The organism is Streptomyces sp. NPDC005784 (assembly GCF_042871525.1).
Lineage (GTDB): Bacteria > Actinomycetota > Actinomycetes > Streptomycetales > Streptomycetaceae > Streptomyces.
This window is the reverse complement of the sequence record NZ_JBIAIQ010000026.1, coordinates 15,977-39,685: the sequence shown is the minus strand read 5'-3', so window position 1 is coordinate 39,685 and position 23,709 is coordinate 15,977. Positions and strand designations below refer to the sequence as shown.

Here is a 23,709-nt window from a genome sequence, read left to right as displayed (position 1 = left end):
TCCGTTCGCCCCGGGTTCACCGGGATCGCCGACCCGGGCTGCGCATGATCATGCGGCCGCCGTCCACCGTGAACGTCTGGCCCTGGATGTAGTCCGCCTCGTCACGGGCGAGGAAGGCGATCAGTCCGCTGATGTCCTCGGGGAGCCCCCAGCGGGTGCCGTCACTGTCCGAGCCGAGCTGATCGGCGACGGCCGCGGTCATCTCGGTGCGGACCTTGCCGGGTGCCACGCAGTTGACCCGGATGCCCTTGCGTCCGACCTCCACGGCCAGGGCGCGGGTGAGTGCCTCGATGCCGCCCTTGGACGCCGCGTAGGCGCTCTGCCCCGGGCCGGGGGTACGCGCCGAGTTGGAGGAGATGTTGATGATGCGGCCCCAGCCCTGGTCGAGCATGGCCGGCAGAACCGCCCTGCTGGTCAGGAAGGGGCCGGTGAGATTGGTCCGCAGCACGTTCTCCCAGCGGTCGGTACGGGTCACCGCGAGAAGCTGGTCGTCGATCACCGCCGCGTTGTTGACCAGGACGTGCAGGGCGCCCTCCTGCGCGGTCACCTCCTCCACCAAGTCCTCGACCTGGGCCTCGTCGCCGACATCCGCCTGGTGCAGGACGGCGCGGCCGCCGGCGGCCTCGATCTCCTTCACCACGCGACGTCCGGCGTCGAGGGCGCTGCGGCAGACGAGGTGCACGGTGAGTCCGTCGTCGGCGAGCCGGTGGGAGACAGCGGCACCGATCCCCCGCGAACCACCCGTGACCAGAGCGACGCGCGTGGTCGCAGCCGGCTCAGGCACGGCTGCCGGCGGCTACGAGGGCCACGATCGAGGCGATGCTCCGGTGGTGCTCGTCGGCCTCGGCGTTCCACTGGTCGAGGTCGAACTCGACGCCGAAGTGCCGGTTGATGCGACGGGCGAGCTGCAGCAGGTCCAGCGAGTCGAGGCCCAGGTCCTCGACCACGGAGTGTCCCGGCTCGACCGTCTGATCGGCTATGCCCGGTTTGACTTCCTTGATCAGTTCGATGATTTCACCGAGAGCGGCGTTGGACACGGTTGTCATTGCATTCCTCCGCAGATTCGACAGGAGCAGGAGTGGCCGGCGCCTCTGGCCGGGCAATCCATGTCAGCAGAGCGGCGAATGAGCCAGCAAGGCCGTTATGCAGCAGGATTCTGGACACCCACTGGGGCGCTTAGGCGGCGCCCGCACAAAACCCCATGTGGCCGCACGGATCCCATCACTCCACTTCTCGGACAAAATGAACCAAACATCCACCGAAAGGAAAGGGATCCCCATGCAGAGTAAAGTAAAGTAAAGCCTCCTTGACTCTTCATCGAGGCCGTCCATAGCGTCGATATAAGCGAGCCCAAGTAAAGACCAAAACGGGCCCTCCTGGCGGTACGCAATCCTCGGGCCCCGGCATCGACCGAATCAGCGGGCGGCGTCGATCGACATACCATCGGACGCATCACGCATCCGGCAGTCTCGACATCCAGGGGGCAGTGGTGGGGCGGAGCAGAACGCCGATCCCGCAATCCGCGCAGTGCTACGAACTGGCTCAATGGCTACGCTCGCTGCGCCACCGGTCCGGACTCACCTACCGGCAGATGGCGGAGCTGACCGAGGGGCTCCGGATCGCGGATCCGGCGTGTTCGGCCGTCACCCTGTCCCGGGCCGACCGCGGCACCTTCCTGCCCCGTCGCCATGTCGTGGAAGCGTATGCGCAGGTCTGCGGTGCCACACGACGCGAGGCCCGACTGCGCTGGGAGCAGGCGGCGCGGCAATCCGGCCACACTCCCGACGGCCGCGAGGTTCCCTCCGCACCACGCGCCGGGCGCAAGCTCGAACTCGTATACCACCCGGCTCATCTGCTGGAGGCGATGCACCAGGCACGTCTCGCCGCCGGCCAGCCGTCCCTGCGCGAGATGGAGAAGAAGGCCCGCGACCTCGGGGCGGGACCATTGCCGCGCAGCACGGTTGCCGACATTCTGGCCGGTTTCCGCATGCCGTCGGAGGAACTCCTCGTCGCCTATGTTCAAGCATGCGGACAGCACGGGCGCCGGCTTACGCTCTGGCGCAATGCATGGGCTCGCGCATTCAGTGCCGACGCCGCGTGATCCGGGTGTCTTGAATCGACTTCCGAGAGAATTTCAACAATGTGAAAATTACCAGTCCATTAACACGTCGGAAGCGTTTTCCGACAGTACAGATTTGGTACATCGACAGTTTCCGCGCGCCCTGACGTCATGGCGAAATCACCGCCCTCGGCCCTTGCCCCGGCCAATGTCCGGAAAATCGAGGGCGGGGGCGGCGAGGAATCAATTGTGACCGCCGGATGTCGTGGCAATGAACCAGCCCATCGGTGGAAGCGAGACGGAACCGGTGCCGGAATCCATGCAAGCGTCACCCGCGACAGGTACCCAGGGAGCGGCCGGAAGGCCGGCGGTGGCCGGGGCGGGCCCGAAGTTGAGGGCGACCGCGAGGGTGGAGCCGGCGTCGGGCGCGACCAGGGTGTAGCTGAGGACGGTGTTGTCGAGCGAGTGGATCCGGGTCTGGGCGCGTACGAGCCAGGGGTGGCGGCGACGCATACCCACCAGGGTCTGGTGAAGCCGCTGGACGGCGAGCCCGTCGGGGCCGAGGTCCGACGGGCAGACGGGAAACGCGGGACGGACGGCATCGTCCCCGCCCGCGCGGTCCTCCTTGACGCCCTCCCGGGCACGCTCGTCTCCCGCGTAGATGGAAGGTGTCCCCCCGACGGTGAACAGCACGGTGAGCGCGTGCGCCAGGTGACGGGGCTCGCCCAGCCGGCTGGCGACGCGCGTCACGTCGTGGTTGCCGACGAATGTCTGTGGCGCAAAGGTGTCGATCATGGCGTTGTGGCGTTTGAGTGCCCAGGCCAGTTCGTGCGGGTTGCTGTCGTTCAGCGAGCTCCAGATCGCCTTCCACAGTTCGTACTGCGTCACGGTGTCCAGGCCGCCCTCGATGACGTACGCCGCGTAGTCACCATGGATCACCTCACCGCTGAACCACACGCCGGGGTGGCGGGCCCTGACCCGGTCCGTGACGGTACGCCAGAAGGGCCGCGGAACCGCGTAGGCGGCATCCAGCCGCCAGCCGGCGATGCCGCGGTCGAGCCAGTGGTCGAGGACCTCGACGACATGGTCGGCGACCGCGGGGGACGCGTGGTTCAGGGCGACGAGGTGACGGTGGCCCTCGAAAGTCCGGAAGTCGTCACCCTCGGGGACGAACCAGTCCGCGTACGGGGAGGCGGTGCCGCGCCTCGCCACATCGGCGAAGGGGGCGAAGGACCTGCCGACATGGTTGAAGACGCCGTCGAGCAGGACGCGGACCCCTCGCGACGCGGCACGGTCGACCAGTTCGAGCAGGTCTTCCTCGGTGCCCAGGCGGGGATCGACGCGGAAGTAGTCGGTCGTGTCGTAGCCGTGGGTCTCGGCGGCGAAGACCGGCCCCAGCGCGAGGCCGTTGCAGCCGAGCCCGACCAGATGGTCCAGCCAGTCGACGAGGACCGGCAGGCGGTGCCGCGCGGGTGCACCGGCGGGCAAGGCGGTCGGCTCCGCGCCAAGGAAGCTCAAGGGGTGGACGTGCCACCAGATGGCGTGGTCGGGCCAGGACACGGGAGCCTCCGTCAGTGGGGTCGGGTCGTGGAGCCGGGCGCGGTGGTCGAGGAGTCGGCAAGGCGGTTCATCAGGCGGGCGGCGAGCAGCAGTACCTGACGCTCCGTCTCGGTGAGGTCGACGAGGGCGATGTCGAGCCATGCGTCGCGCTGCGCCATGTCACGGGCGAGGGCCTCACGGCCCGCTTCGGTCAGTTGCACCACGCGCTGTCGCCCGTCGTGCGTGTCGCGCGTCCGGCTGATCAGGCCCTCTTGTTCCAGGTCGGCGAAGACCCGCGTCAGGGACTGCGGCTGCTGGTGGTCGGCGGCGGCCAGCGCACCGGCCGGCATGGGGCCGTTGCGCCGCAGGTGGCCGAGGACACTGCTCTTGTTGAGGCTGAGCCCGTCCGCGGGGCGCTCCGCGCTCAGCCTGCGGGCGAGCCGGATGACGCCCTGCCGGATCTCGGCGGACGCCCGGCTGTCGCGCCGCCCGGACTCAGATCGTTCCGCGTCCTCGTGCTCTGTTCGCTCTCCCATCACATTGCTAAGGTATCACTTACGATACGGCCGGGGGGTGATTCTCCAGATGGCTTGTTCCAGGGGTTTTCTTGGCGGTGGTTCTACGTGTTGCGTAGCTTTTTGAGGTCGACGCGTCGTGCGCTGCACTTCGATCCACGAGGGATGTACCTGCGTACGACGGTCGTGACCATGGCCACCGTGCTGGGCACCTACGGCTGGGCGCTGCTCGTCGAGCACGAGGCGGGACTGCACGTGGACAGCGTGGTGCAGGCGGTGGTGATCGCCTCGGCGCTCGGTCGCGCGCAACGCCTCTTCGACCGGACCGATCGGCTGCTGGCCTGCGTCGTACTGCCCTGCGCGGCGGCGGCGGGCACGGAGCTGAGCACCTTGCTCCAGCGGCACCCCGACGCGGGTGACGCGGCGTTCGTCCTGGGAGTCGCGGCGGCGATCTGGGTGCGCCGGTTCGGAGCGCGCGCCACCCGGGCGGGCACGCTCGTCGTTCTGCCACTGATCGCGGTCCTGGTGGTGCCCGCCGGAACGGTGCCGGTGAGCGGGCACGAGCACACGGCCTGGGCGGCCGTGACGGCGCTGGCGGCGGTCGCCTGGGGAACCGTGGTGACGTGGACGGCGCAGCACACTGGTCTCGTACCGCGACCACCCTCCGCGAAGGTGACCGCGGCACCCCGCGCCACGCGCCGGCGGCTGCCCGCCAGTACCCGGATGGCTCTGCAGATGGCTGCGGCGTTGACCGCCGCGTTCGCGATCGGCCGGAATGTGTGGCCGGACCACTGGGCGTGGGTGGTGCTCACGGCGTTCCTGGTGTGCAGCGGTGCGCGCAGCCGCGGCGACGTCCTGGTCAAGGGGGCCTGGCGCACGCTCGGCGCGGCGGCCGGCACGGTGGTGGCCACCGCTGTCTCCGGACAGTTCGGACCGCGGTCGGACACCGCGGTCGTCGTGATCTTCGTTGTGCTGGCGGTGGCCACATGGCTGCGCGAACTCAGCTACGCCTACTGGGCGGCCTGCGTGACGGCCGTACTCTCGCTGCTCTACGACTGGTTCGGGCAGAGCCCCGGAGACCTTCTGCACACCCGGTTGGCGGGAATCGCGGTCGGCGCGGTTCTCGGCGTGGCGGCTTCCTGGCTGGTTCTGCCCATTCGTACCGAGACGGTGATACGGGCCCGTACCGCGGCGGCACTGTCCGGTCTGGGCGAGTTGATGGAGGCCGACTGGCGCGACGGCACGGCCGTACGCATGGCGCAGGCTCGATTCGCCTACCGCGTCGAGCAGTTGGGAGTCGTGACGGCTCCGTTGCGGTTCCTGGCCGCTGTGCCCACGCCCCGGGTACTGTCCGCTCGGCGGCACCCGGACCACTTCACGCTCGGGTCCGTGATGGCACTGCGGCGCTGCGGGGATCCCGTCGACGACCTCGCGGGCGCCGTCGGGGCGGCACCGGACGCGCTCACCGCCGACCCGACCGTGCTGCAGCGGCGTACTCAGGTCGCGGCGCACGCACTCACCGTGCGCCGGGCGATCGGCCGCCGCCCGACCCCGCCCCCCGCAACGGGAGCGGCGCCGTCGGAACAGGTGCGAACCCCTGGAACAGCGGCACCTCCGATTGGATCGGCCCTCGCCGCCCTCGACGCGATCGACACCCAACTCGGCGCGCTCGGCGCGTTGTTCGGCCTGTCCGCCGCGCCCACAGCCGGCACGACCACAGCCGCAGCCAACTGACCGGACAGGGACGGCGATCTCAGCGCAGGACAGCTCCGCACCGTCCGGGTTGACGGCCGACGGTCGGGGCGGGCCGGGCGAGATGGGCGATGCACGCCTGGGCACCCGAGCAGGCCAGGGGCCGTTTCCAACCATTATTTAACTCTCATATACCTTTCCCGTGCATCGCATACATGCATGATGCACGGATGAAGTGAGAGGGCAAGGCATTGAGACGTCGTGGGTGGGGTGCGGCCGTTCTGGTGGTCGCAGCGACCTCCGGAACGTTGGTCGTCCAGGGGGGACGCCCTACGGCTCTCTCGTTTCCCGCCGCGTCGAACGCGCGAAGACCCCCGGGGCCCGGGTCTCAGCCCGTGCGCGATGCGAAGATCCGCTCGATGGCCCCCTGCGGGTATGCGATCTCCCGGCTCTCGTGCCGGAGCCTTTCGTGGAAGTCCGTCACGACTGCCGCGAGAGGAGCGTGACGAGCAAGGACCGCCGTGGCCTCCGGCGGGCCCGCGGGAGGCCGTGCCCCTTCGGCACACGCGCGGATCAGCGCCACCCGTTCCGCCCGCCCGTGGCCGTACAGGCCGGTGATCAGCCAGTTCACCAAGTAACTGAGCGTGTACGCGCGATCGTATGTTCTATGCCGCTCGAGGAACTCGGCCTCGGCGGCGGACAGGTCGAAGCGGGACGACAGAGCCAGGCCGTAGTCGGCGAGGTAGAGGCGTCGGCCGTCGGTGAGGATGTTCTCGAAGTGGGCGTCGAAGTGCAGGAGGCCGCGGTCGTTCATGAACGACGTAACGGCCGCCAGTTCCCGCTCCACCAGGGCGCAGGCCCGGTCCACGGCCTCCTCGCCGGCCCGTACCTGCTCGTTGAGCCAGTCGTGCAGCGTCCGAGGGATGTACTCGAGGAACAGCACGAGGCTCGCCGGGGACTCTCCGAGGGCCTCGATACGACGACGTATTTCCGGCCCACCTCCCCAATAGGCCACGGCCTGATCCACGTCGGCAAGCTCGTCCGGAAGAGCCGGTGCCGTGTCCGGCAGCACCCGCCAGTGGTACATCAGCGGAAATCCCTGATGCTGCCCCGCGAGCACCCAGTTGGTGGTCATGGTGTGGACGGCCACTTCCCGCCACGCCCCGAACCCCGGCCCACCTATGCCGTACTGGCAGAAGAGCGGTAGTCCGAACACGTTCGCCGTGGACCGCGTGTGGTCGGGCCGCAGCTCGACCTCGGTGAGGGGGACCCGCTTGACGAACACCGGCGTACCGTCGACTTCCAGGAGCGCGGACCGCCCGCCGATACCGGAGCCGAGCGGTGCGGCGGCGTCCACGAGTTCGCTGAGCACTCGATCACTGTGCAGGGCCAGAGAGGTGGAAACGACGCTGTACGCGGCCGGCCGAGCACCAGGCAGCGTTCCCGCGCCCTCGCCCAAGTCCCGCATCCGAATGCCTGCCTCGTCTCTCGTCGCGGACCACGAGCTTCCAGGAGGCAACAGTCGATGCCGAAGGGCGGGTCCTGACCGGACTGTATGTGACGCATGCGGCCTGCGCGGGTGGAGAAGCGGCGCTGAGTGCAAGGCGGGTTCGATCGCCCCGCCGGGCTCACCCACCAGGTCGTGTTCCGTCGTTGTGTGTCATGCCAAGAGGTCAATGTCGTGCGCGAGGACGACTTCGTCTGCGTGTTCCGCGATCAAGCCCCGCCGTCCCTCTGGAACATTGATCGACAACGGTGCCAGGTCGTCACCGCGACCGATGAGTTTCGTCGCTCCCGATGGTCTGTACGGCTTGAGGGTGAAACGGACGGAGGCGAGGATGAGCGTGTTTGTCTTGGTTCCCGGGGCCGGGGGTTCGGCCTGGTACTGGCATCGTGTGGTGTCGGAGTTGCGCGCGAGGCGGCACGAGGTGGTCTCGGTCGATCTGCCCGGCGCCGACGAGTCCTCGGGGCTGCCCGAATACACCGACACGGTGGTTGCGGCGATCGACGGTCACGACGATGTCGTGCTGGTGGCCCAGTCGATGGGCGGCTTCACGGCACCGATGGTCTGCGCCCACGTTCCCGTCGGGCTGCTGGTGCTCGTCAACGCGATGGTGCCGCTGCCGGGCGAGACACCCGGGCAGTGGTGGGGCAACACCGGATCGGAGGCGGCCCGCCTCGCCGCGGCCGAAGCGGGCGGATACGGCGCCGAATTCGACCTGGACACCTACTTCCTGCACGACGTACCGGCCGAGGTCGCCGCCGCCGGAGCGGAGCATGAGCGGCCCGAGGCCGACATCGCCTTCAACCAGCCCTGCGACATCAAACGATGGCCCGACGTGACCACGCGTGTGCTCGCAGGCGCCGAAGACCGGTTCTTCCCGCTGGAGTTCCAGCGCCGAGTGGCCCACGACCGCCTCGGGATCGAGGCCGAGACCGTTCCGGGCGGACACCTGGCCGCACTGTCACACCCGGCCCCGCTCGTCGACCGCCTGGTCGATCGGCTGCCGTGAGTCGCCCCTTGACACCTACCCGGTGGCTCTACGACGGCGTCCACGACCCGGTGGTGATGGCGCAGTTGTGCGCGCTCATGCGCGGGGAGACAGTGCCGCCGCTTCAGAGCAGGAGCGACGCTCCTGACCCGACCGTCACCGTGCACGGTACTGGCCCCGGCGACGCGCTTGACGTTCAGGTCAACCGCGTCCTGCGGCCGGAGGAGGTCGCACAGAGTTCGCCCGGACGCCTCGTCGCCGGGTGGGCCTGGCCGAACGGAACGGGCGCTCGGGGAGCACTCGCGACCGCCGCGCCGCGGCAAGACGCCGCGCGGATGCGGTAGGTGTGGTCATGGTCGGCGGTGCAGGCGCTCCTCGCGCGGCGGATCGTATCCCTCGGGCACGAAGCTCGTTGAAGTGGTCATCGCGCAAACGCCCCCGACGGATGCGCGGCACGTGAGGGCCCGAATCCCTGCCCGGTCTCGGGCCCTCACCCCAATCCATCGCCCTCCGGGCGAGGCGTCCCCCGGTGAACCGGGAAAGGGGGCGCGCAGCCGGCCCGTGCCATGATCCGCACTCATGAAGACGTCGATCCCATCGCTGGTCCGGGCCGCAGCCCGAAACAACGCCGAGTGGTGCGCGGCAATGAGCCGATCGCACGGTGTGGCAAGCGAGTTCGGGGAGCAGGCATGGGCCGCCCCGGCCCGAACCCCGCTGTACTACCCGGACTCGGTGACACTGATACCTGGTGCCGACCCGGCCGCACTGGTGAGCCGGATCGACACCGCCGTGCCTGGCGCCTCCGTCAAGGACAGTTTCGCCGATCTGGACCTGACGGAGGCCGGCTTCCAGGTTCTGTTCGACGCTCAGTGGGTCCACCGCCCGGCGAACAAGGCCGTCGGCCCTTCGGGTCTTTCCTGGGACGTGGCAGGTGACACGGACGCGCTGCGCGACTGGGCGCTGGCCTGGGACGAGGGGAATGGCAACGCGGATCTGTTCCGGCCCGAACTGCTCGACGATCCAGCCGACTTCGTACTCGCCGGGCACTCCGCCGACGGTCGGGTGATCGCCGGAGCGGTGGCGAGCCGCAGCGACCAGGTGGTCGGAATCTCCAACGTCTTCGCACTCGACGGTGGGCCCGACACGGCCTGGCCGTTCGTCTTGGACGCGGTCCACTCGCTGTTTCCCACCCTGCCGGTGGTCGGTTACGAGCACGGCGACGACCTGGCGGCCGCCGTGCGCCACGGCTTCGAGCCGGTCGGCCCCCTGCGGATCTGGACCCACGTGGGGCAGGACTGACCCAGGCGCGTCGGTTCAGCCTTCTGGTCGGAGCCGGTCGGCTGCTCGCGCGACATCAAAGGGGGCAGGTCGCGGTGGCGGTCGCGGTCGCGGTGGCGGAAGGTGCGGTCCGTTCCCCCAACTTGGGGTGTGAACCCGCCGACGGGACCCGGTTGGCCTGTGTGCGTGGGGCTTGGTCGGCCGGGTCCCGGCCGCGAGGGCTTTCGTGCGGCAGTACGTCACTCACGGCGCGGCACGTCTTGGGCGCCCTGCGCGCCGGGCTCCAGCGCCTTGTGTGGGATGCGAGTGCCCCGGCGTGCGGACCGCGTCCGTGCCGGGGCACTGGTGATCAGTTCAGTTTGCGGCACAGCAGGGCCGCCGGGCCCTGGCCGGCGCCCAGGCGGGTCGTGAAGGCGATCCCGTCGGCGTACTCGTCATCGGCGCACTGGCCTTTGTAGTCGCCGTTCGCGAAGTCGCCGCCGGCCGCGTCAGCGGGCCGGTTGTCGGAACGGTCGAACCACACGGTTCGCCCGGCACCCGCCAGCGAGGAGGCGGCAGGAACGCACAGGCCCGCCGACGTCCGGCCGCCTCGGCGGCTGTAGCCGATGAGGAAGCTCCCCGCGGGACACTGCAACTTGGTGTATCCGGAGGCCCAGTCGCCGCCCGCGGGAACGTAGCGCTCGTCGGTGACGACGGTCTGGGTGTTGTCCGTGGAACGAAGGTCGCCGGTGGAGACGTCGGTGCACAGCGCACGGACGCCGCTGTGGCCGAGACCGATCAGCCGCTGGCCGTCGGGGCAAGTGGCCTTGGACGCACCCGAATTCCAGTCACCGCCGGCCCGCACCCGGAGCGACTGCACGTAGTCGCCGTGATCGGTGGCGAGCACGTGCCAGCCGGGGACCGCGGCGACCGACCCGGTGCGCGTAGGGGCGGTCATGAGCCGGTTCCACGCGGTCCCGCGCCAGTCGGACTGGTCGAGGATGCCGTACCGGTTGCCCGAGGTGTCGTAGCGCAGCAGGGACCAGTCGTCGTGGCCCTCCCAGCCGACGAGCGGCCAGTAGGCGAAGTCGACGTCGTGGTCGGCGAAGTAGTCGGTGATGTTGCCGAACCAGGTACGGGCGGCCGTGTTCGTCTCGCCGGCTCCAATGCCGAACTCGCTGATCCAAACTGGCGCGGTGAAGTGCTGGTTCTCCTCCGAGGAGACGAAGAAGGCCTGGTCGTTGAGGACTTGGTAGAGCTGGTCGCGCATGAGGTCCTGGTAGCGGGCGTCGTGGGTTTCGCCGACCCCGGTGGCGCCGCTGTGGTTGGGGCCGGTGTATCCGTAGAAGTGGGCGGAGTACACCAGTTTGTGGGCGGCGACGAGGGTGTGCGAGAGCATCCGCGCCGGGGTGAGGGTGGGGCGGCCGTGCGGCAGCCCATCGACCGGCAGACCGGTCCAGTTGATCCCCTCGATGACGATGAGGAGGTTGGGATTGGCCTCGGAGAGGATGCGGTCCCCGGCGAGCTGGGCGGCCGCGTACCAGTCGTGGGCGTCACCCAGGCCCCAGTTGGGGTCGTCCAGTACGTCACGGCGTACCTCGTTGTAGAGGTCGGCGCCCACCACCCGTGGATCACCGGCGTAACGGCGGGCCATGAAGACCCAGTCGTCCGCCCACTGCTGAGTCGACTGACCGCTGTTCCAGCGTTCGTTGCCGTCGACGCCGCAGCACCATCGCGAGGTGTTGGTGTGGTTGTTGAGTATGACCGCGAACCCGTCCTGGGTGAGGGCTGCGACCACGGCGTCGTAGACCTGCAGGGGTGTCCTGCCGCGCAGCCCCGGATTGGCCGTGACGGCGACGTCCGGGACCGGCGTCGTCGTATGGATCATCGCGTTGGAGAAGGGCAGCCGGATGCTGTTGATACCCAACCGGTGGAAGTCGCCGAGCAGTTGGGGCAGGGACGCGCGGTCCAGGCCGAGGGGGATGCCGTAGGAGTCCTGGCCGGCGTGGTGGTTGGCCGGGTCGTCGATGCTGCCGCTGCCCGTCCAGGAGCCCTGCGCGCCGTCCCAGTTGGCCGACTTCAGCCGGAAACGGCTTCCGTTGGCGTCCACGATGTACCGCCCGCGAGTGGACAACGGCGGTTGCCACGTCTCGGTCGCCGGAGCGGCGGCGGAAACTGTCTGCGCGCTGCCCACAGGATCCGCGGTGGCGGCGACCGCCCCGGGAGCGGTGGCCAGCAGCAGGAGGGCCGCAGTCGCTAATGTCAGGTACTTGCCAAATCTGAGGGTGGGCATCGGACCTCTGTGAGTTGGGTGCTGGTACGCGGACGTGAGTATCTGCCGGTCGCCGCTCAAGTAACAGTGCGGGCCGGCGTGTTCCGGCGCGACGGGCGAGTCGGCTCTTGTTCGGGCGGCGGCGGCCGGTCTGCGGAAGCCCGGACGCCGCCTCGACGGACGGGTCGCGCTGCCGTGCTCTGAACGAGGCGTTGATGGACAAGGCGCTCATGACCGGAAGTCGGCTGCGCCACCGGCGTTTCGTCCTTCCCGCTGACCACAGGTATGCACCTGAGCCTAGCGGGAAGGCCGATCCCGGGCGAAGGTTCCGGTCAGGCGTGACACTCGGCACGCGAAGGCATGTCCGCCGGTGGTCGGTACGTGGTGCGAAAGGCGTGTCCGGCCCCGGTCGGTACGTCAACGCGTCCGGGGGGCGCCCTTCGCGGCCACTTCACCGCCGCGCGGAACCGCCACCACAGTTTGCGTACCTCAGGGGTCTCGGTGGAGTAGGTGACCGGCGCCTTGGACTCGAGGTCGGGACCGCGTCCCAGGGACTTGCCCTCGGGCGGGTATTTCTCGTGAGGAGTCTGCGCCATTCGCCCTCCTACGATGGTTACGCGCCGCAGTTCATGCGCAAGCCGTTACTGGACCGGCCGTCGGATGGGAACCGAGGCGGGTCAGAACCACCATGCCAGGCCAGTAGACCGCATGGGACCCTGCGGCCCTGACCCGGTCGGACGCATGCGGCGGCTCTCGTTGCCAGGGAACCTCAGCGGTTCAACTCGGTCTCGATGCCGTCGAGCAGAAAGGTCAGACTGATTTCGAACTGCTCGTCCATGTCGGGCCCGGTCGGTGCCCTCATCCACCGGGCGAGCAGCTCATGGCCTCCTTGTTCCGCGAGCCCTTGGGCCGCGGTGACGGCCTCGATGAGCCACTGGGGGGTGTCGAGGCCGAGCCGACGCCGCATCGCGTGCTCCTCGGCCACCTGTTGCGCGCTGCCCAGGACATGGCGGTCGAGGAGTGCCGCGTAGGCGACGGCCCGGCCGAGGTCCGCACCCTGCTCCAGGAGGACGCCGAGCTGGAACTCGGTCCGCCGCATCGCGCATGGACCCAACGGAGGCAGGGTCGGGGCGAGTTGGGCATACCAGAGGTGCCGTTTGGCCATCGCCCAGGCCGTACGGGAGGCCGACCCTGCTGCCCGTATCGTCCTCGGCGGCTGCGGTTACGACGTGCTGTCCAGTCCTCGGGGCAGCCCCGCCAGGGAGTTCTTCGGCCATGTGGTGGACCGGGCCCGCGACGACTACGACCTGTTCTGCGTGAACCTGTACGGCGACCCGCAAGACATCCCGGCGTACGTCGACGACGCCCGCGCCTTGATGCGCGCGCACGGCTACGAGCGGCCCGTGGTGGCGGGCGAGTACAACGGCCCTACATTGTTCGAGTTCCCCGAGGCGCAGGCGGCGTTCCAGCAGGAGATGACCGCGGTCTTCACCGCCCCGGACCCGGGTCCGGAGGCGGAGCCGCCGGACCGCCGCACCATGCGCGCGTTGTACGACCGCTCGGCCGAACTCCCGGACACCCTGCGGATGTTCATGGAGGACTGCCCGCCGGGACTGAGCGCGCGGCGGGACCGGATCAACTGCCGGCAGATCGTGACGCGCAACGTCCTCGCCCTGGCCGCCGGTATCCGCCGCACGGTGTGCTGGAACCTCGCCCCGGAGATCCCCGGTTACCGCGATCGGCTCAACCTGATGGGATTCCTCTTCGGCAAGCTGGCGCTGCTCGACTACGACGGAACCGAGCTGGCCGTCCGCCACCCATCGGCGGACACGTTCGTGCTCCTGGCCGCGCAACTCGAAGGTGCCGATCAGGTCCGCCGGGTCGCCGTCGAGCACCGTCCCGACCTGTACGTCTTCGAGGTGGAGCGGCACGGGCGCGGCGCCCTGGAGGTCATCTGGACCGCCGGTGACGTGTTCGCCGGCGAGGAAGAGGCCGCGACGCGCATCGAGCGCCCGTGGCCTCACGCGGAGGCGCACGTCGTCGACGCCTTCGGCACACCCGTGCCGGTGGAACGCGATGGCGGAGTTGTCGGCCTGCCGGTCTCGGTGACACCGGTGTTCCTGTCCGCCGAGCCGACACCCGGGCGGGCCACGGCGTGACGGGACGGTCGGTGCGGATGCGCCGAGGGCAGGCCGGCCGTGATCCATCGGGTGGTGACTGATGGATCACGGCCGGCCGCCGCGCCGACGAGGCCGCCTCTGACTGCGGGACCCGGCATCACGGGCTCGCACTCCGGACCGGGGATGAAACGGCCCGGACGAACACTCTCGGCCAGGCACCTGATCAGTTGGTCAGCCGGTCATCCGGTCAACCGACACACCAGTCAGCGGACTCGGATGAACAGCACGTCGTATCCGCTGTTCGTACCGCGGGTCTTGACGTAGACGCCGTCCGAACCGCCATTGGGGTTGCCCGTGTTGCCTTCGACGGTGGTGAAGCTGGAGCCGCCGCTCACCGTTCTCACGATGCCTATGTGTTCATGCCCGCCGGTGTAGTCGTTGCCGCCGTTCCAGTCGAAGGCCACGATGTCGCCCGGCTGCGGGTTCGTCGTCACCGACAGATGGTAGTTACCGGCCCGAGCCTGCTTGACCCAGCCCGAGACGTAGGTGTTGCGGTACGAGGAGGCTCCGGTCTGCTTGGCCACCCAGCTCACGAAGGTCGCGCACCAGGCGTAGTTGCTGGTGGACAGCGACAAGCCCACGGCCGACCCGTAGCTGTTCGCCCGAGCGCTGCCCTCGACCGTGCCGACCTCGGCCGCGGCCACATCGAGGATCTTGCTGTACCCGCCGCCGGGCGGGGGCGACGACGGCGGGGTGACCGCGCCGTACAGAGCGGCCTTGGTGTTCGGGCCCACCTGGCCGTCGACCGACAGGCCCTTCTCGGCCTGGAAGTCCCGCACCGCGCTGTCGGTCATCGGCCCGAAGTCGCCGTCGACGGCGAGATCGGCGCCGTGGTGGTTGAGCAGGCTCTGCAACTCGGTGACGCAGCCGCTCTTCTGGCCCTTCACGATGTTGCTCGGGCACGAGCCGGAGTTCAGGTTGATCGGCGCCGGTGCGCCACTGCCGCCGCCCGTGCTGATGTTCGCGTACAGGGCGGTCTTGGTGTTCGGGCCGACCTCGCCATCGACGGAAAGGCCCGCCGCGGACTGGAACGACTTCACGGCAGTCAGGGTCAGGGGCCCGAACTGGCCGTCCACATCAAGATGTTGGCCCTTGCCGTTGAGCAGGGCCTGCAGCGTCGCGACGCAACCGCCGCTCTGTCCCTCCACGATGTTCGACGGGCAGGACGCCGATCGCAGGTCCAAAGCCGTCGACGGCGATTCGTCGGTGTTGTAGAGCTCCCGCTTGGTGTTCGTGCCGACCTGACCGTCGACCGACAGGCCGTTCGCGGACTGGAAACTTCGGACCGCGCTGTCCGTCGCCGGTCCGAAATCGCCGTCCACGTCGATCGCGTAGCCGAAGTGGCGGAGCAGGCGCTGCAGTTCGGTGACACAGCCGCCCTTGTTGCCCTGGACGACGTTCGCCGGGCACGACGACGACATGAGATTGATCGGTGCGGGCGCCGAGCCCCCGGTCGCGTACAGCTTGCTCTTGGTCTGGGGGCCCACCTGCCCGTCCACGGCGATCGCGACGGAGGACTGGTACTCGCGCACCGCGTAGAGCGTGTTCGCCCCGAAGTTGCCGTCCACCACCAGACCGGCGCCGTGGGCGTTGAGCAGGTTCTGCAACTCCGTGACGCAGCCGCTCACCTGGCCCTGCAGGATCACGCCGGGACAGGACGAGGAGGTCAGCTTGATCGCCGCGGGCGCCGCCGACGCCGGATTGGCACCGAGCAGGGTGCCGGCCGAGAGAAGCGCCGTCGTGGCGGCGAAAACCCCGATGCGGACCCTCCACCCCGGTCTCGCGGTCATGATGCCCCGCTCCCGGATGCGCGCTTTGTCGGCGTGAACGCGAAATGAACTCTTTCTCATGACTGCGAAACATCTCCTTCGATGGATCTGCGGATTACCGTCGGACTGGTTGGCCGACCGAAACCGCACAGTGCTGGGATTTGTCGCTCATGGAAGGTGTCGCCCGCCCGGCACACGGCTGCCTCAGGCCTGGATCCGGTAAATGGAGGAGAAATTGGCATTTTGGCCGAGTCGGCGCATTTGCGAACCAACGGCCTTACACAGCAACGTAGTTGAGGCCGTCGAAGGGTCATGATCGGGCTGTCATTCCGCGCACGACGGTGACAGTTCACGCCCGTGCGCACAATGTCGCGCCACACAACTGGCTGGATTTAATCGCCAGTGACGGCCGATAAAAACACATGCGTGACAGCCTTTGAGAATTTGCTCTATTTCAGCGGTCTGTCTCATTGAGCCGTTTCCAACCTCATTTTGTGCGGGCCGAGCGGGCGGTGAAGATCGCCTGGCCGAGGTCGGCAATGCGTGCGGTGCCGCGGCGGAGATCGCGGAGGATTCGTAGCGGATATTGCGGATGATTCATGGCGCTTTGAGGGCAGCCATGACATGGCGTGCTCGCCTTTGGCCCTCGTCGTGCGTGGGTGGCGTCGACGGCCCTCGGGCCCAGCACCGTTGCCCAGGGCCGGAGTCGGACCATGGGGACGTGTTCTCCGCCTGGTCAGGCGTCCCGGCTCAGATCCCAGGCGAAGGACCGGGTGTCCCACGTCGTGGGCGAACACCGGCGCGCCCTGGGGCCAGATGAGGCAGCAGCGGCTCCAGCAGCCGGGCGTACCCGGACTTGCGCGGGCCCGGCTCGTCGACGTCGACGAGCAACAGGTCCCAGCGCTCCTGCCGGCCCGGGTCGACGAGGATGTTCTCCCAAGCGGCCTTGTCGCGCCACTGTATGTAGCCGCTGCCAGGGTTGCCGTCGTGGCTCAGGTGCGCGTCGATTGACACGGTCAGGTCCGCTCGTCCGTCAACTCCCGCAGGCCGCAAGCCTTGAGGAGGCAGCCGTCCGCCCCTGCCTCAAGGACGAGTACCTGGTCCCCTAACGGCGGCGACATGAACGAGCCCGGTCGGCCCGACCCGAAGCGCTGCACCAGCCGTCGTCGCCCGTTGGCGTGGGCCTCCACTACTGGGGCGGCGTCCGCCCGGGAGAAGGGAAGGGGGCGGCAAGCGTGGTGACGAGGCGAGCCGCGCCGGTCATGGGTTCGCCGGAGCCTTGTGTGTGCGGATGTGCGCAGAGCTCAGCTCGCCCTGTGCGCGACAGCCGTGGCGTCGTGGGTGCGTTCGTGCTCCACTCGGGCCGTTTCCAGGAGGTGCAGCCAGGAGGTGACCGTCGGACGGCGGCGCAGCAGGGCCCGGCGCTCGCGCTCGGTCATACCTCCCCAAACGCCGTGCTCGATGCGATGGTCCAGCGCATAGGCGAGGCACTCGGTGAGCACGGGGCAGCCGATGCACAGTATTTTGGCCCGGTTCTGCGCGGCGCCCTCGACGAACAGGTCGTCAGGATCGGCCGTGCGGCACAATCCTCGGTCGCTCCAGTCGGTGCTCGTCATCTCGTGATGCCGTCCTCTCCCCTGGCCCCCGCCTGCGAGTTACCCACCTGCCCTGGGCAACAGGCATATGACACTACGCCTTTCGGGGACCGTCACTCTATCTGCCGTACGGACCACACCTTCGAGTGAGCGCCGCTTGCCTCCCGCACCCAGCAGCGCTATGGAGGTACCTCAACGGTCTACGGTCCGGTTCAGGACCTCCGGAGAGCGATGCAGCCGTCCTCGCACCCTTCCCCTCGCGCGAAAGTAGGAGCCATGTCCCGGAACAAGCAGACCGTCGAGACCTATCTGGACGGCTTCCGCAAGAACGATCACGCACAGATCCTGAGTTGCCTGACCGATGACATCGAGTGGACGGTCTTCGGCGGCTTCCATCTGACCGGAAAGGAGGCGTACGACGCCGCCATCGAGGGCCCCGGCTTCGTCTCGCCTCCCCAGCTGGAGGTGGTACGCATGGTCGAGGAGGACGACGTGGTCATGGCCGAACTCACCGGAACGGTGATGCGTGACACGGGAGAGGTGATGCGCATGTCGATGGCCGAGGTGTTCCGCATGCGCGACGGGAAGATCTGCGAACGCCGCGCGTGGGTGATCGAGCTCAAGCAGAACGACTACCTCTGAGGTCGTCGGGGGCGGCCTGCCGAGCCCTCTGTGCCTGCGCGCGGGCCGCTGCCTCCGCTCACGGCGTGGCCCGGTCCGCGAGCACCGTTTCACGGAACGCGGCCACCACCGGCCGCAGATCAACCCGGTGCCAGGCGGCCCACAACTGAACGGACCCTTCGTACCAGGGCAGTTCGCGTACCGCGACGCCTTCGGAGGTGCCGCGCAGCATGCTCTTCTGGATGAGCGCGAGACCCAGACCGGACGCGACCAGACCCAGCGCGGTGAGGGGGTCGGCCGCGTCGAGACGGATGTCCGGCGTGAAGCCGGAGGCGACACAGGACGCGACGAACGTGTCACGCCACACCGGATCCTGGGCGTCGCCCACCGCGATCCACGGCTGCCCGTCGAGTACCTCGGGCGTCAACTCCTCCGTCAGGGCGAGGGGATGCTTTTCGGGCAGCGCGAGCAACAGCGGGTCCCGCAGCAATGACGCCGCGTCCAGGTCCGGGTCGTCCTCGGGCGGCGGCGTGCGCACCAACGCGATGTCCAGGCTGCGCTGGCGCAGGCCCTCGAACTGCTCGGCCGACTCCTGGTCGTACAGCGCCACGTGGATTCCCGGGCGCTGATCGCGCAGGGTGCGCAGGGCCGAGGGCAGGACACCCGTATGCATGGCATCGGCCACGTATCCGATGCACAGGCCGCCCTCCTCCCCGCGGCCGAGCCGTCGGCCGAGGTTCTCCAGCCGGTCGGCGTGGCGCAGCAGAGCCTGCGCCTCGATCAGGAACACCCGGCCGTCGGAAGTCAGCCGGATGCGTTGCTGACTGCGTTCGAAGAGGGTGAGCCCCAGGTTCTTCTCGAGCTGGGCGATCTGCCGGCTGAGGGGCGACTGGGAGATGTGCAGGCGCTCGGCGGCGCGGCCGACGTGCTCGGCCTCGGCGACGGCGACGAAATAGCGAAGTTGACGCAGGTCAAGCATGTAGGACCTCGGAGGACTCAACTATGTCCAAGCAAGTCTTGGACAGTCTCATGTAGGGATCCTAGCCTCGACCACGCAAGCCCGACGGATCGCGCATTCGGCAATGTATCCGTCCGAACCACCATCACGAGGACTCCTTCATGAGCATCAAGTCCCTCCTGCCCGGCGCACTCGGCTTCGGCACCGCGCCGCTCGGCAACATGTTCCGCGCCATCCCCGACGAGGAGGCCGCGGCCACCGTAGAGGCGGCCTGGGACCAGGGCATCCGCTACTTCGACACCGCTCCCTTCTACGGCGCGGGCCTCTCCGAGATCCGGCTCGGCGACGTCCTGGCACAGCATCCGCGCGAGGAGTTCGTCCTCAGCACGAAGGTCGGCCGCGTCGTCCTCGACGAGATCGAGGACCCGACCGCCCGCGACCTCGGCGAGAAGGTTGGCCTGTTCGAACACGGGCGCCCGAACAAGATGGTCAACGACTACACCGCCGATGCCACCCTGCGCTCGATCGAGGACAGTCTCAAGCGGCTGCGGACCGACCGACTCGACATTGTGTGGGTGCACGACGTCGCGCAGGACTTCTACGGGGACGAGTGGCTGGCCTCCTACGAGAATGCCCGCACGGGCGCCTTCCGAGTGCTGCAGAAGTTGCGCGAGGAAGGGGTGATCAAGGCCTGGGGCCTTGGCGTCAACCGCGTGGAACCCCTGGAGCTCACCCTGGACCTGGACGAGCCGAAGCCCGACGCGTTCCTCCTCGCGGGCCGCTACACGCTTCTCGACCACGACCGGGCCCTGCAGCGGCTGCTGCCGGCCGCCGCCGCGCAGGACGTCGACATCGTGGTCGGCGGCCCGTACAGCTCGGGCATCCTCGCCGGAGGTACCCACTTCGAGTACCAGAAGGCGCCCGCGCACATCGTGGACAAGGTCGAAAGGATCAAGGCGCTCGCCGAGCGGCACGGAGTCGGTATCAAGTCCGCCGCGCTGCAGTTCTCCCTCGCCCATCCGGCGACGGCGGCCGCGATCCCCGGTGCCACCAGGCCCAGTCGCATCGCCGAGGACGTCGCCGCTCTCGGCGAGCGGATCCCGGCCGCGTTCTGGACCGACCTGCGCGACGAGCGGCTGATGGCGCAGGACGCCCCCGTCCCCGCCGCCTGACCCCCGTCCCCGCCGCCCGGCCCTCGTCACCGCCGCCCGGCCCTCGTCACCCCGCACACTCCCAGGAGAATCCCGTGGCCACGACCACCGCATCCATCGACATCGCCGCGTCACCCGACCGCGTCTGGCAGCTCATCGGCGGCTTCCACTCGCTGCCCGACTGGCTCCCCTACATTCCCGCCAGCGAACTCGGCGACGGCGGACGCCGGCGCCGTCTGGTGAACGAGGAGGGCGACGTGATCATCGAGCGGCTCGAAGCCTTCGACAACGAGGCCCGAACCTACAGCTACTCGATCCTGCAGGCCCCGTTCCCCGTCACCGGATACCGCTCCACGCTCAGCGTGCACGAGACGCCCCGCCAGGACACGGCCCGCGTGGAATGGTCCGGCACCTTCACGCCCGACGGCATCAGCGACGACGACGCCATCACCCTGTTCCACGGCATCTACACACAGGGCCTGACCGCGCTGATCCACACCCTCACCCCGCCCCCCGCCTCGGTCTAGATCCGGGCAGCGCCCACGCGCATCCGTCCGCCCGCCGTTTCGGCGCCGGAGTCAGCCCGCGCGCAGTGTCGCCGCCGCCTTGTAGGTGCGCAGTACCGGCGCCGTCTCGATCCTCGTGACGGCGTCCCAGGCCACCCGCCGCGTCAGGTAGTGGTGCAGCGCCTCCGCGTCACGGCACAGCGCGTGGGCGACGAGGTTCGTCGGGCCGGTCGTCGCCGCGACCACCGCGAGTTCGTCGTGACGGGCCAGCGCCGTCGCCACCGTATCCAGGTGTGCGGGGGCCACCTGCATCCACAGCAGCGCGGACACCGTCACGCCCAGCAGCCCCGGATCGATGTCGATGTCGAAGAACAGCGCGCCGCGTGCCCGCAGTTCGGCCAGTCGACGGGCGGCGGTGGACGCGCTGGTGCCGGTGACGGTGGCCAGTTCCGCGTAGCTGAGGCGCGCGTCCTCGCGCAGCGCGGACAGCAGCAGGCGGTCCGCGTCCGTGAGGAGGTGGGCGGGGTCGTCGGAGGCTGCCAGGTCAGTGGGGTTCGCGGTGTTCGGCGCGCTCGTCGTGCCGGTCTCGGCGCGCAGCCGCGCCTCCTGGTCCGCGTCCAGGGCGTCGACCCGGCCGCGCCACGCCGTCGGCCCACCCAGATAGGTGTGCAGCAGGTAGTGCGCCGACACGGCTGTGATCCCGGCGGTGCGGGGGATGTCGCGCAGCAGCAACGCGTGCGCGTCCGGACCCGCGGGCGCGGTGTGGATGATCGCGACGATCTCCGTGCCTCCGGAGGTCAGTCGTACCCAGGAGGTGTCGGGGCGCCGGGCGAGCGCCAGCGCGATGTCGTGCGCGCTCCGCGTCGCGGCGGTCAGCCGTACGAACCACTGGTGCGTGCCGGAGCTGCGGGGCTTGGGCAGAGCGACCACGCGCAGCCCCGCCTGCGCGTACAGCCGGCGGTAGCGGCGGACCACTGTCTGCGTCGAGGAACCGAGGATGTCGGCGACGAGGGTGAACGGCGCCCGCGCGTCCACATGCAGGGCGTGGATCAAACCCCGGTCCAGCTCATCCAGTACGAGCACACTCACCAAATTAGCCGACCACGATGGAAGTAATCACCGATGGCCGTTGAAAAAATGGAAGTGCGTGGAGGGTGGGCGGCACGGTGGTCACCGGCCGACTGCCGTGCGGCGGCTGTCTCGTCCACGGCCCGGTCACCACCGACGCACCCGTGCAGTTCCCGGGGGGAGACCCATGTCCCGCACCACGAAACACGCCGTCGGCCCCGGCCGGCCCACCGTCGCCCCACCGTCCTCCGGCCGCCGTGGGCTCGCTCTGGCCGCGGTGCTGACCGCCGAGGCGATGAACCTCCTCGACGCCACGATCGTCCAGGTCGCCGGCCCGGTCATCCACACCGACCTCGGCGGGGCACGGGGCACGATCCCGTGGTTCAGCGCCGCCTATACCCTCGCGTTCGCCCTCGGCCTGCTGACCGGCGCCCGGCTCGGCGACATCGCCGGCCGCAGGCGGGTCTTCCGCGTCGGCGTCGTCGTGTTCGCCGCCACCTCCCTGGCCTGCGCGCTCGCTCCGGGCGCCGCGACACTGATCGCGCTGCGTGCTGTGCAGGGTGCGGCGGCGGCCGCGATCATTCCGCAGACCTTCGGACTGATCCGCGCCATGTACGACGGCGACGAACTCACCCGGGCTCTCGGCATGATCGGTCCGGTCATGGGCCTGTCCGCGGTCCTCGGCCCGGTTCTCGGCGGCGTCCTGACCCATGCCGACCTGTTCGGCTCCTCGTGGCGCGCGGTGTTCCTCGTCAACCTCCCGCCGACCGTCGCGGTCCTGGCCGCGTCCCCGTACCTGACCGAGGACCGCGCGCCGACACGGCCTCGCCTCGACCCGGCCGGCACCGTCCTCGCCATGCTCGGCACCGCTCTGGTCGTAGGCCCGCTGGCCTCGGGCAGCCCCGGGCCCGCGAGGTGGGCCGTCGCCGTCGCGGGAGCCGTGGTTCTGGGGGTGTTCGTCGTCCATCAGCGCCGCACCGGCCGTCGCGGCCACGCCCCGCTGATCGAGCCGGCTCTGCTGCGCGGCCGGGCGTTTCCCGCCGCGCTCGCCACGTCGACCCTGTTCTTCGCCGTCATGAACGGCGTCATGATCACCGTCGTCCTGCACCTCGAACTCGGCCTGCACGACGGCCCGCTCACCGCGGGACTCACCCTGCTGCCGTGGTCCGCCGGACTCGCGATCGGCTCCTGGGCGGCCGGCACGCATCTGGTCACGCGGTACGGAACGCGCGTCATGCACACCGGCATCGCGGTCCTCGCGATCGGCCTGGCAGCCGCCGTCCTCGCGTACCGCGGTACGGACAGCGGCAGCTATCCGGCCGCGCTGCCGGCCGCGCTCGCCGTCGCCGGGCTGGGCACGGGCCTGTTCACCCCGCCGTTCTTCAGTACGGCGCTCGGCGGAGTCGGCCCACAGGAGACCGGTTCGGCCGCGGGCCTGCTCAACGCCGTACAGCAACTCGGCGGCACACTCGGTGTCGCGGTCATCGGCGGCATCTATCTGGAGACGGCCGGCGACGCGCGCGGCGCGGCCCAGCACGCGTTGGGGGCCACGGCGGTGATCCTGACCGCGACGGCGGTGGCGGCCATGGTCATGACCGCACGCCCTGCCGCCCGCTGACGGCCAACTGCCGCGGCCCCGCCGCCGACCGACGGCCAACTGCCGCGGCCCCGCCGCCGACCCGCGAACGGCGTGGGCAGCCGGGAGCAGTCACGGACGACCGGCCGGGCCGCCACCACTGCGTGAGAACGGCCCGGCCGGCAACAGCGGCGTGCGAACGAAAAACCCGCGCCCGCAGCCGGCACACGCGTGAGGCACCGGCCCCGCAACCCGCCCAGCCGCGCGGGGCACCGGCCCGCAGCCGGCGCACACGCGCGGGACACCCGCCCACAACCGGCACAACCGCGCTAGGCACCGGCCCGCAGCCGGTGCAGACGCGCGGGGAGCCCGCCCGCAACCGGCAGGCTGCGGGACACCCGCTCCCACCGGCACGGCTGCGGGACTCCCGCCCACTCCGGCATGTCTGCGGGACTCCCG

22 protein-coding genes are annotated in these 23,709 nt (G+C 69.6%); 10 read left to right on the top strand and 12 right to left on the bottom strand.

Annotation, left to right across the window (positions count from 1 at the left end):
* Positions 1-16: 16 nt before the first annotated feature.
* Together ACFYR3_RS31570 and ACFYR3_RS31565 are read right to left on the bottom strand one after the other, a co-directional pair.
* Positions 17-784, bottom strand: coding sequence for a 3-oxoacyl-ACP reductase family protein (locus tag ACFYR3_RS31570; RefSeq protein WP_355843174.1), 768 nt, complete (start codon positions 782-784; stop codon positions 17-19).
* Positions 777-1,046 carry a phosphopantetheine-binding protein gene (locus ACFYR3_RS31565; RefSeq protein ID WP_389285339.1) on the bottom strand — a complete coding sequence of 90 codons (270 nt, stop codon included), beginning with the start codon at positions 1,044-1,046 and terminating at the stop codon, positions 777-779. The genes ACFYR3_RS31570 and ACFYR3_RS31565 overlap by 8 nt, the downstream gene beginning before the upstream one ends.
* A gap of 440 nt (positions 1,047-1,486) precedes the next feature.
* On the opposite strand from ACFYR3_RS31565, the gene ACFYR3_RS31560 reads away from it, so the two are divergent.
* Positions 1,487-2,101 (top strand): helix-turn-helix domain-containing protein, encoded by a 615-nt coding sequence (locus ACFYR3_RS31560; protein ID WP_389285337.1) that lies wholly within the window; start codon positions 1,487-1,489, stop codon positions 2,099-2,101.
* Between the two features lie 201 nt (positions 2,102-2,302).
* On the opposite strand, the gene ACFYR3_RS31555 is transcribed toward ACFYR3_RS31560, so the two are convergent.
* Positions 2,303-3,619: an alpha-amylase family glycosyl hydrolase gene (locus ACFYR3_RS31555; protein ID WP_389285335.1), complete on the bottom strand. Its 1,317-nt coding sequence runs from the start codon at positions 3,617-3,619 to the stop codon at positions 2,303-2,305.
* Between the two features lie 11 nt (positions 3,620-3,630).
* On the bottom strand, positions 3,631-4,134 hold the full coding sequence (locus tag ACFYR3_RS31550; RefSeq protein ID WP_355843182.1) for a MarR family transcriptional regulator: 504 nt from the start codon (positions 4,132-4,134) through the stop codon (positions 3,631-3,633).
* Between the two features lie 144 nt (positions 4,135-4,278).
* On the opposite strand from ACFYR3_RS31550, the gene ACFYR3_RS31545 reads away from it, so the two are divergent.
* A complete protein-coding gene (locus ACFYR3_RS31545) occupies positions 4,279-5,847 on the top strand; it encodes an FUSC family protein (protein WP_355843185.1) in 1,569 nt (522 codons plus the stop codon).
* Between the two features lie 346 nt (positions 5,848-6,193).
* On the opposite strand, the gene ACFYR3_RS31540 is transcribed toward ACFYR3_RS31545, so the two are convergent.
* Positions 6,194-7,273 carry a protein kinase family protein gene (locus tag ACFYR3_RS31540; RefSeq protein WP_389285333.1) on the bottom strand — a complete coding sequence of 360 codons (1,080 nt, stop codon included), beginning with the start codon at positions 7,271-7,273 and terminating at the stop codon, positions 6,194-6,196.
* A 370-nt stretch (positions 7,274-7,643) separates the two neighbouring features.
* On the opposite strand from ACFYR3_RS31540, the gene ACFYR3_RS31535 reads away from it, so the two are divergent.
* The 3 genes from ACFYR3_RS31535 (at position 7,644) to ACFYR3_RS31525 (ending at position 9,596) form a co-directional block, all read left to right on the top strand.
* Entirely contained in the window at positions 7,644-8,318 is a 675-nt protein-coding gene (locus ACFYR3_RS31535) for an alpha/beta hydrolase family protein (protein WP_355843191.1), read from the top strand.
* Between the two features lie 8 nt (positions 8,319-8,326).
* Positions 8,327-8,641, top strand: a complete 315-nt coding sequence (locus ACFYR3_RS31530) for a hypothetical protein (protein WP_355843194.1) — start codon at positions 8,327-8,329, stop codon at positions 8,639-8,641.
* A 235-nt stretch (positions 8,642-8,876) separates the two neighbouring features.
* Positions 8,877-9,596, top strand: coding sequence for a hypothetical protein (locus ACFYR3_RS31525; protein ID WP_389285332.1), 720 nt, complete (start codon positions 8,877-8,879; stop codon positions 9,594-9,596).
* Positions 9,597-9,924: 328 nt separating this feature from the next.
* Here ACFYR3_RS31525 and ACFYR3_RS31520 read toward each other — a convergent pair whose 3' ends face one another.
* The gene (locus ACFYR3_RS31520) at positions 9,925-11,847 is read right to left on the bottom strand and encodes a glycoside hydrolase family 5 protein (RefSeq protein WP_389285331.1); all 1,923 of its coding nucleotides are present in this window, start codon (positions 11,845-11,847) and stop codon (positions 9,925-9,927) included.
* Between the two features lie 748 nt (positions 11,848-12,595).
* Positions 12,596-12,991 carry a TetR/AcrR family transcriptional regulator C-terminal domain-containing protein gene (locus ACFYR3_RS31515; protein ID WP_389285330.1) on the bottom strand — a complete coding sequence of 132 codons (396 nt, stop codon included), beginning with the start codon at positions 12,989-12,991 and terminating at the stop codon, positions 12,596-12,598.
* Here ACFYR3_RS31515 and ACFYR3_RS31510 point away from each other — a divergent pair.
* A complete protein-coding gene (locus ACFYR3_RS31510) occupies positions 12,984-13,985 on the top strand; it encodes a hypothetical protein (protein WP_389285329.1) in 1,002 nt (333 codons plus the stop codon). The genes ACFYR3_RS31515 and ACFYR3_RS31510 overlap by 8 nt on opposite strands.
* Positions 13,986-14,209: 224 nt before the next feature.
* Here ACFYR3_RS31510 and ACFYR3_RS31505 read toward each other — a convergent pair whose 3' ends face one another.
* The 3 genes from ACFYR3_RS31505 to ACFYR3_RS31495 form a co-directional block, all read right to left on the bottom strand.
* Positions 14,210-15,796 (bottom strand): peptidoglycan-binding protein, encoded by a 1,587-nt coding sequence (locus tag ACFYR3_RS31505; protein WP_355843206.1) that lies wholly within the window; start codon positions 15,794-15,796, stop codon positions 14,210-14,212.
* Between the two features lie 729 nt (positions 15,797-16,525).
* The gene (locus ACFYR3_RS31500; RefSeq protein ID WP_389285328.1) at positions 16,526-16,789 is read right to left on the bottom strand and encodes a hypothetical protein; all 264 of its coding nucleotides are present in this window, start codon (positions 16,787-16,789) and stop codon (positions 16,526-16,528) included.
* 290 nt (positions 16,790-17,079) lie between these two features.
* On the bottom strand, positions 17,080-17,391 hold the full coding sequence (locus ACFYR3_RS31495) for a WhiB family transcriptional regulator (RefSeq protein WP_355843212.1): 312 nt from the start codon (positions 17,389-17,391) through the stop codon (positions 17,080-17,082).
* Between the two features lie 255 nt (positions 17,392-17,646).
* On the opposite strand from ACFYR3_RS31495, the gene ACFYR3_RS31490 reads away from it, so the two are divergent.
* On the top strand, positions 17,647-18,012 hold the full coding sequence (locus ACFYR3_RS31490) for a nuclear transport factor 2 family protein (RefSeq protein ID WP_355843215.1): 366 nt from the start codon (positions 17,647-17,649) through the stop codon (positions 18,010-18,012).
* 58 nt (positions 18,013-18,070) lie between these two features.
* On the opposite strand, the gene ACFYR3_RS31485 is transcribed toward ACFYR3_RS31490, so the two are convergent.
* Positions 18,071-18,970 carry a LysR substrate-binding domain-containing protein gene (locus tag ACFYR3_RS31485; protein WP_355843218.1) on the bottom strand — a complete coding sequence of 300 codons (900 nt, stop codon included), beginning with the start codon at positions 18,968-18,970 and terminating at the stop codon, positions 18,071-18,073.
* A 140-nt stretch (positions 18,971-19,110) separates the two neighbouring features.
* Here ACFYR3_RS31485 and ACFYR3_RS31480 point away from each other — a divergent pair, with 140 nt between their 5' ends.
* On the top strand, positions 19,111-20,121 hold the full coding sequence (locus ACFYR3_RS31480; RefSeq protein WP_355843221.1) for an aldo/keto reductase: 1,011 nt from the start codon (positions 19,111-19,113) through the stop codon (positions 20,119-20,121).
* 74 nt (positions 20,122-20,195) lie between these two features.
* Positions 20,196-20,627 carry an SRPBCC family protein gene (locus tag ACFYR3_RS31475; protein WP_389285327.1) on the top strand — a complete coding sequence of 144 codons (432 nt, stop codon included), beginning with the start codon at positions 20,196-20,198 and terminating at the stop codon, positions 20,625-20,627.
* A gap of 51 nt (positions 20,628-20,678) precedes the next feature.
* Here ACFYR3_RS31475 and ACFYR3_RS31470 read toward each other — a convergent pair whose 3' ends face one another.
* Positions 20,679-21,689, bottom strand: coding sequence for an Lrp/AsnC family transcriptional regulator (locus ACFYR3_RS31470; protein WP_389285326.1), 1,011 nt, complete (start codon positions 21,687-21,689; stop codon positions 20,679-20,681).
* Between the two features lie 172 nt (positions 21,690-21,861).
* Between ACFYR3_RS31470 and ACFYR3_RS31465 the strand changes: the two genes are divergently transcribed.
* Positions 21,862-23,292, top strand: a complete 1,431-nt coding sequence (locus ACFYR3_RS31465; RefSeq protein ID WP_389285325.1) for an MFS transporter — start codon at positions 21,862-21,864, stop codon at positions 23,290-23,292.
* Positions 23,293-23,709: the final 417 nt, after the last annotated feature.

Excerpts from the sequence above, each read along its gene's own strand:
- ACFYR3_RS31485 (WP_355843218.1), bottom strand. The coding sequence starts at position 18,970 with ATGCTTGACCTGCGTCAACTTCGCTATTTCGTCGCCGTCGCCGAGGCC.
- ACFYR3_RS31465 (WP_389285325.1), top strand. The coding sequence starts at position 21,862 with ATGTCCCGCACCACGAAACACGCCGTCGGCCCCGGCCGGCCCACCGTC.
- ACFYR3_RS31550 (WP_355843182.1), bottom strand. The coding sequence starts at position 4,134 with ATGGGAGAGCGAACAGAGCACGAGGACGCGGAACGATCTGAGTCCGGG.
- ACFYR3_RS31525 (WP_389285332.1), top strand. The coding sequence starts at position 8,877 with ATGAAGACGTCGATCCCATCGCTGGTCCGGGCCGCAGCCCGAAACAAC.
- ACFYR3_RS31545 (WP_355843185.1), top strand. The coding sequence starts at position 4,279 with ATGTACCTGCGTACGACGGTCGTGACCATGGCCACCGTGCTGGGCACC.
- ACFYR3_RS31520 (WP_389285331.1), bottom strand. The coding sequence starts at position 11,847 with ATGCCCACCCTCAGATTTGGCAAGTACCTGACATTAGCGACTGCGGCC.
- ACFYR3_RS31535 (WP_355843191.1), top strand. The coding sequence starts at position 7,644 with ATGAGCGTGTTTGTCTTGGTTCCCGGGGCCGGGGGTTCGGCCTGGTAC.
- ACFYR3_RS31515 (WP_389285330.1), bottom strand. The coding sequence starts at position 12,991 with ATGGCCAAACGGCACCTCTGGTATGCCCAACTCGCCCCGACCCTGCCT.
- ACFYR3_RS31540 (WP_389285333.1), bottom strand. The coding sequence starts at position 7,273 with ATGCGGGACTTGGGCGAGGGCGCGGGAACGCTGCCTGGTGCTCGGCCG.
- ACFYR3_RS31480 (WP_355843221.1), top strand. The coding sequence starts at position 19,111 with ATGAGCATCAAGTCCCTCCTGCCCGGCGCACTCGGCTTCGGCACCGCG.
- ACFYR3_RS31565 (WP_389285339.1), bottom strand. The coding sequence starts at position 1,046 with ATGACAACCGTGTCCAACGCCGCTCTCGGTGAAATCATCGAACTGATC.
- ACFYR3_RS31490 (WP_355843215.1), top strand. The coding sequence starts at position 17,647 with ATGTCCCGGAACAAGCAGACCGTCGAGACCTATCTGGACGGCTTCCGC.
- ACFYR3_RS31495 (WP_355843212.1), bottom strand. The coding sequence starts at position 17,391 with ATGACGAGCACCGACTGGAGCGACCGAGGATTGTGCCGCACGGCCGAT.
- ACFYR3_RS31505 (WP_355843206.1), bottom strand. The coding sequence starts at position 15,796 with ATGACCGCGAGACCGGGGTGGAGGGTCCGCATCGGGGTTTTCGCCGCC.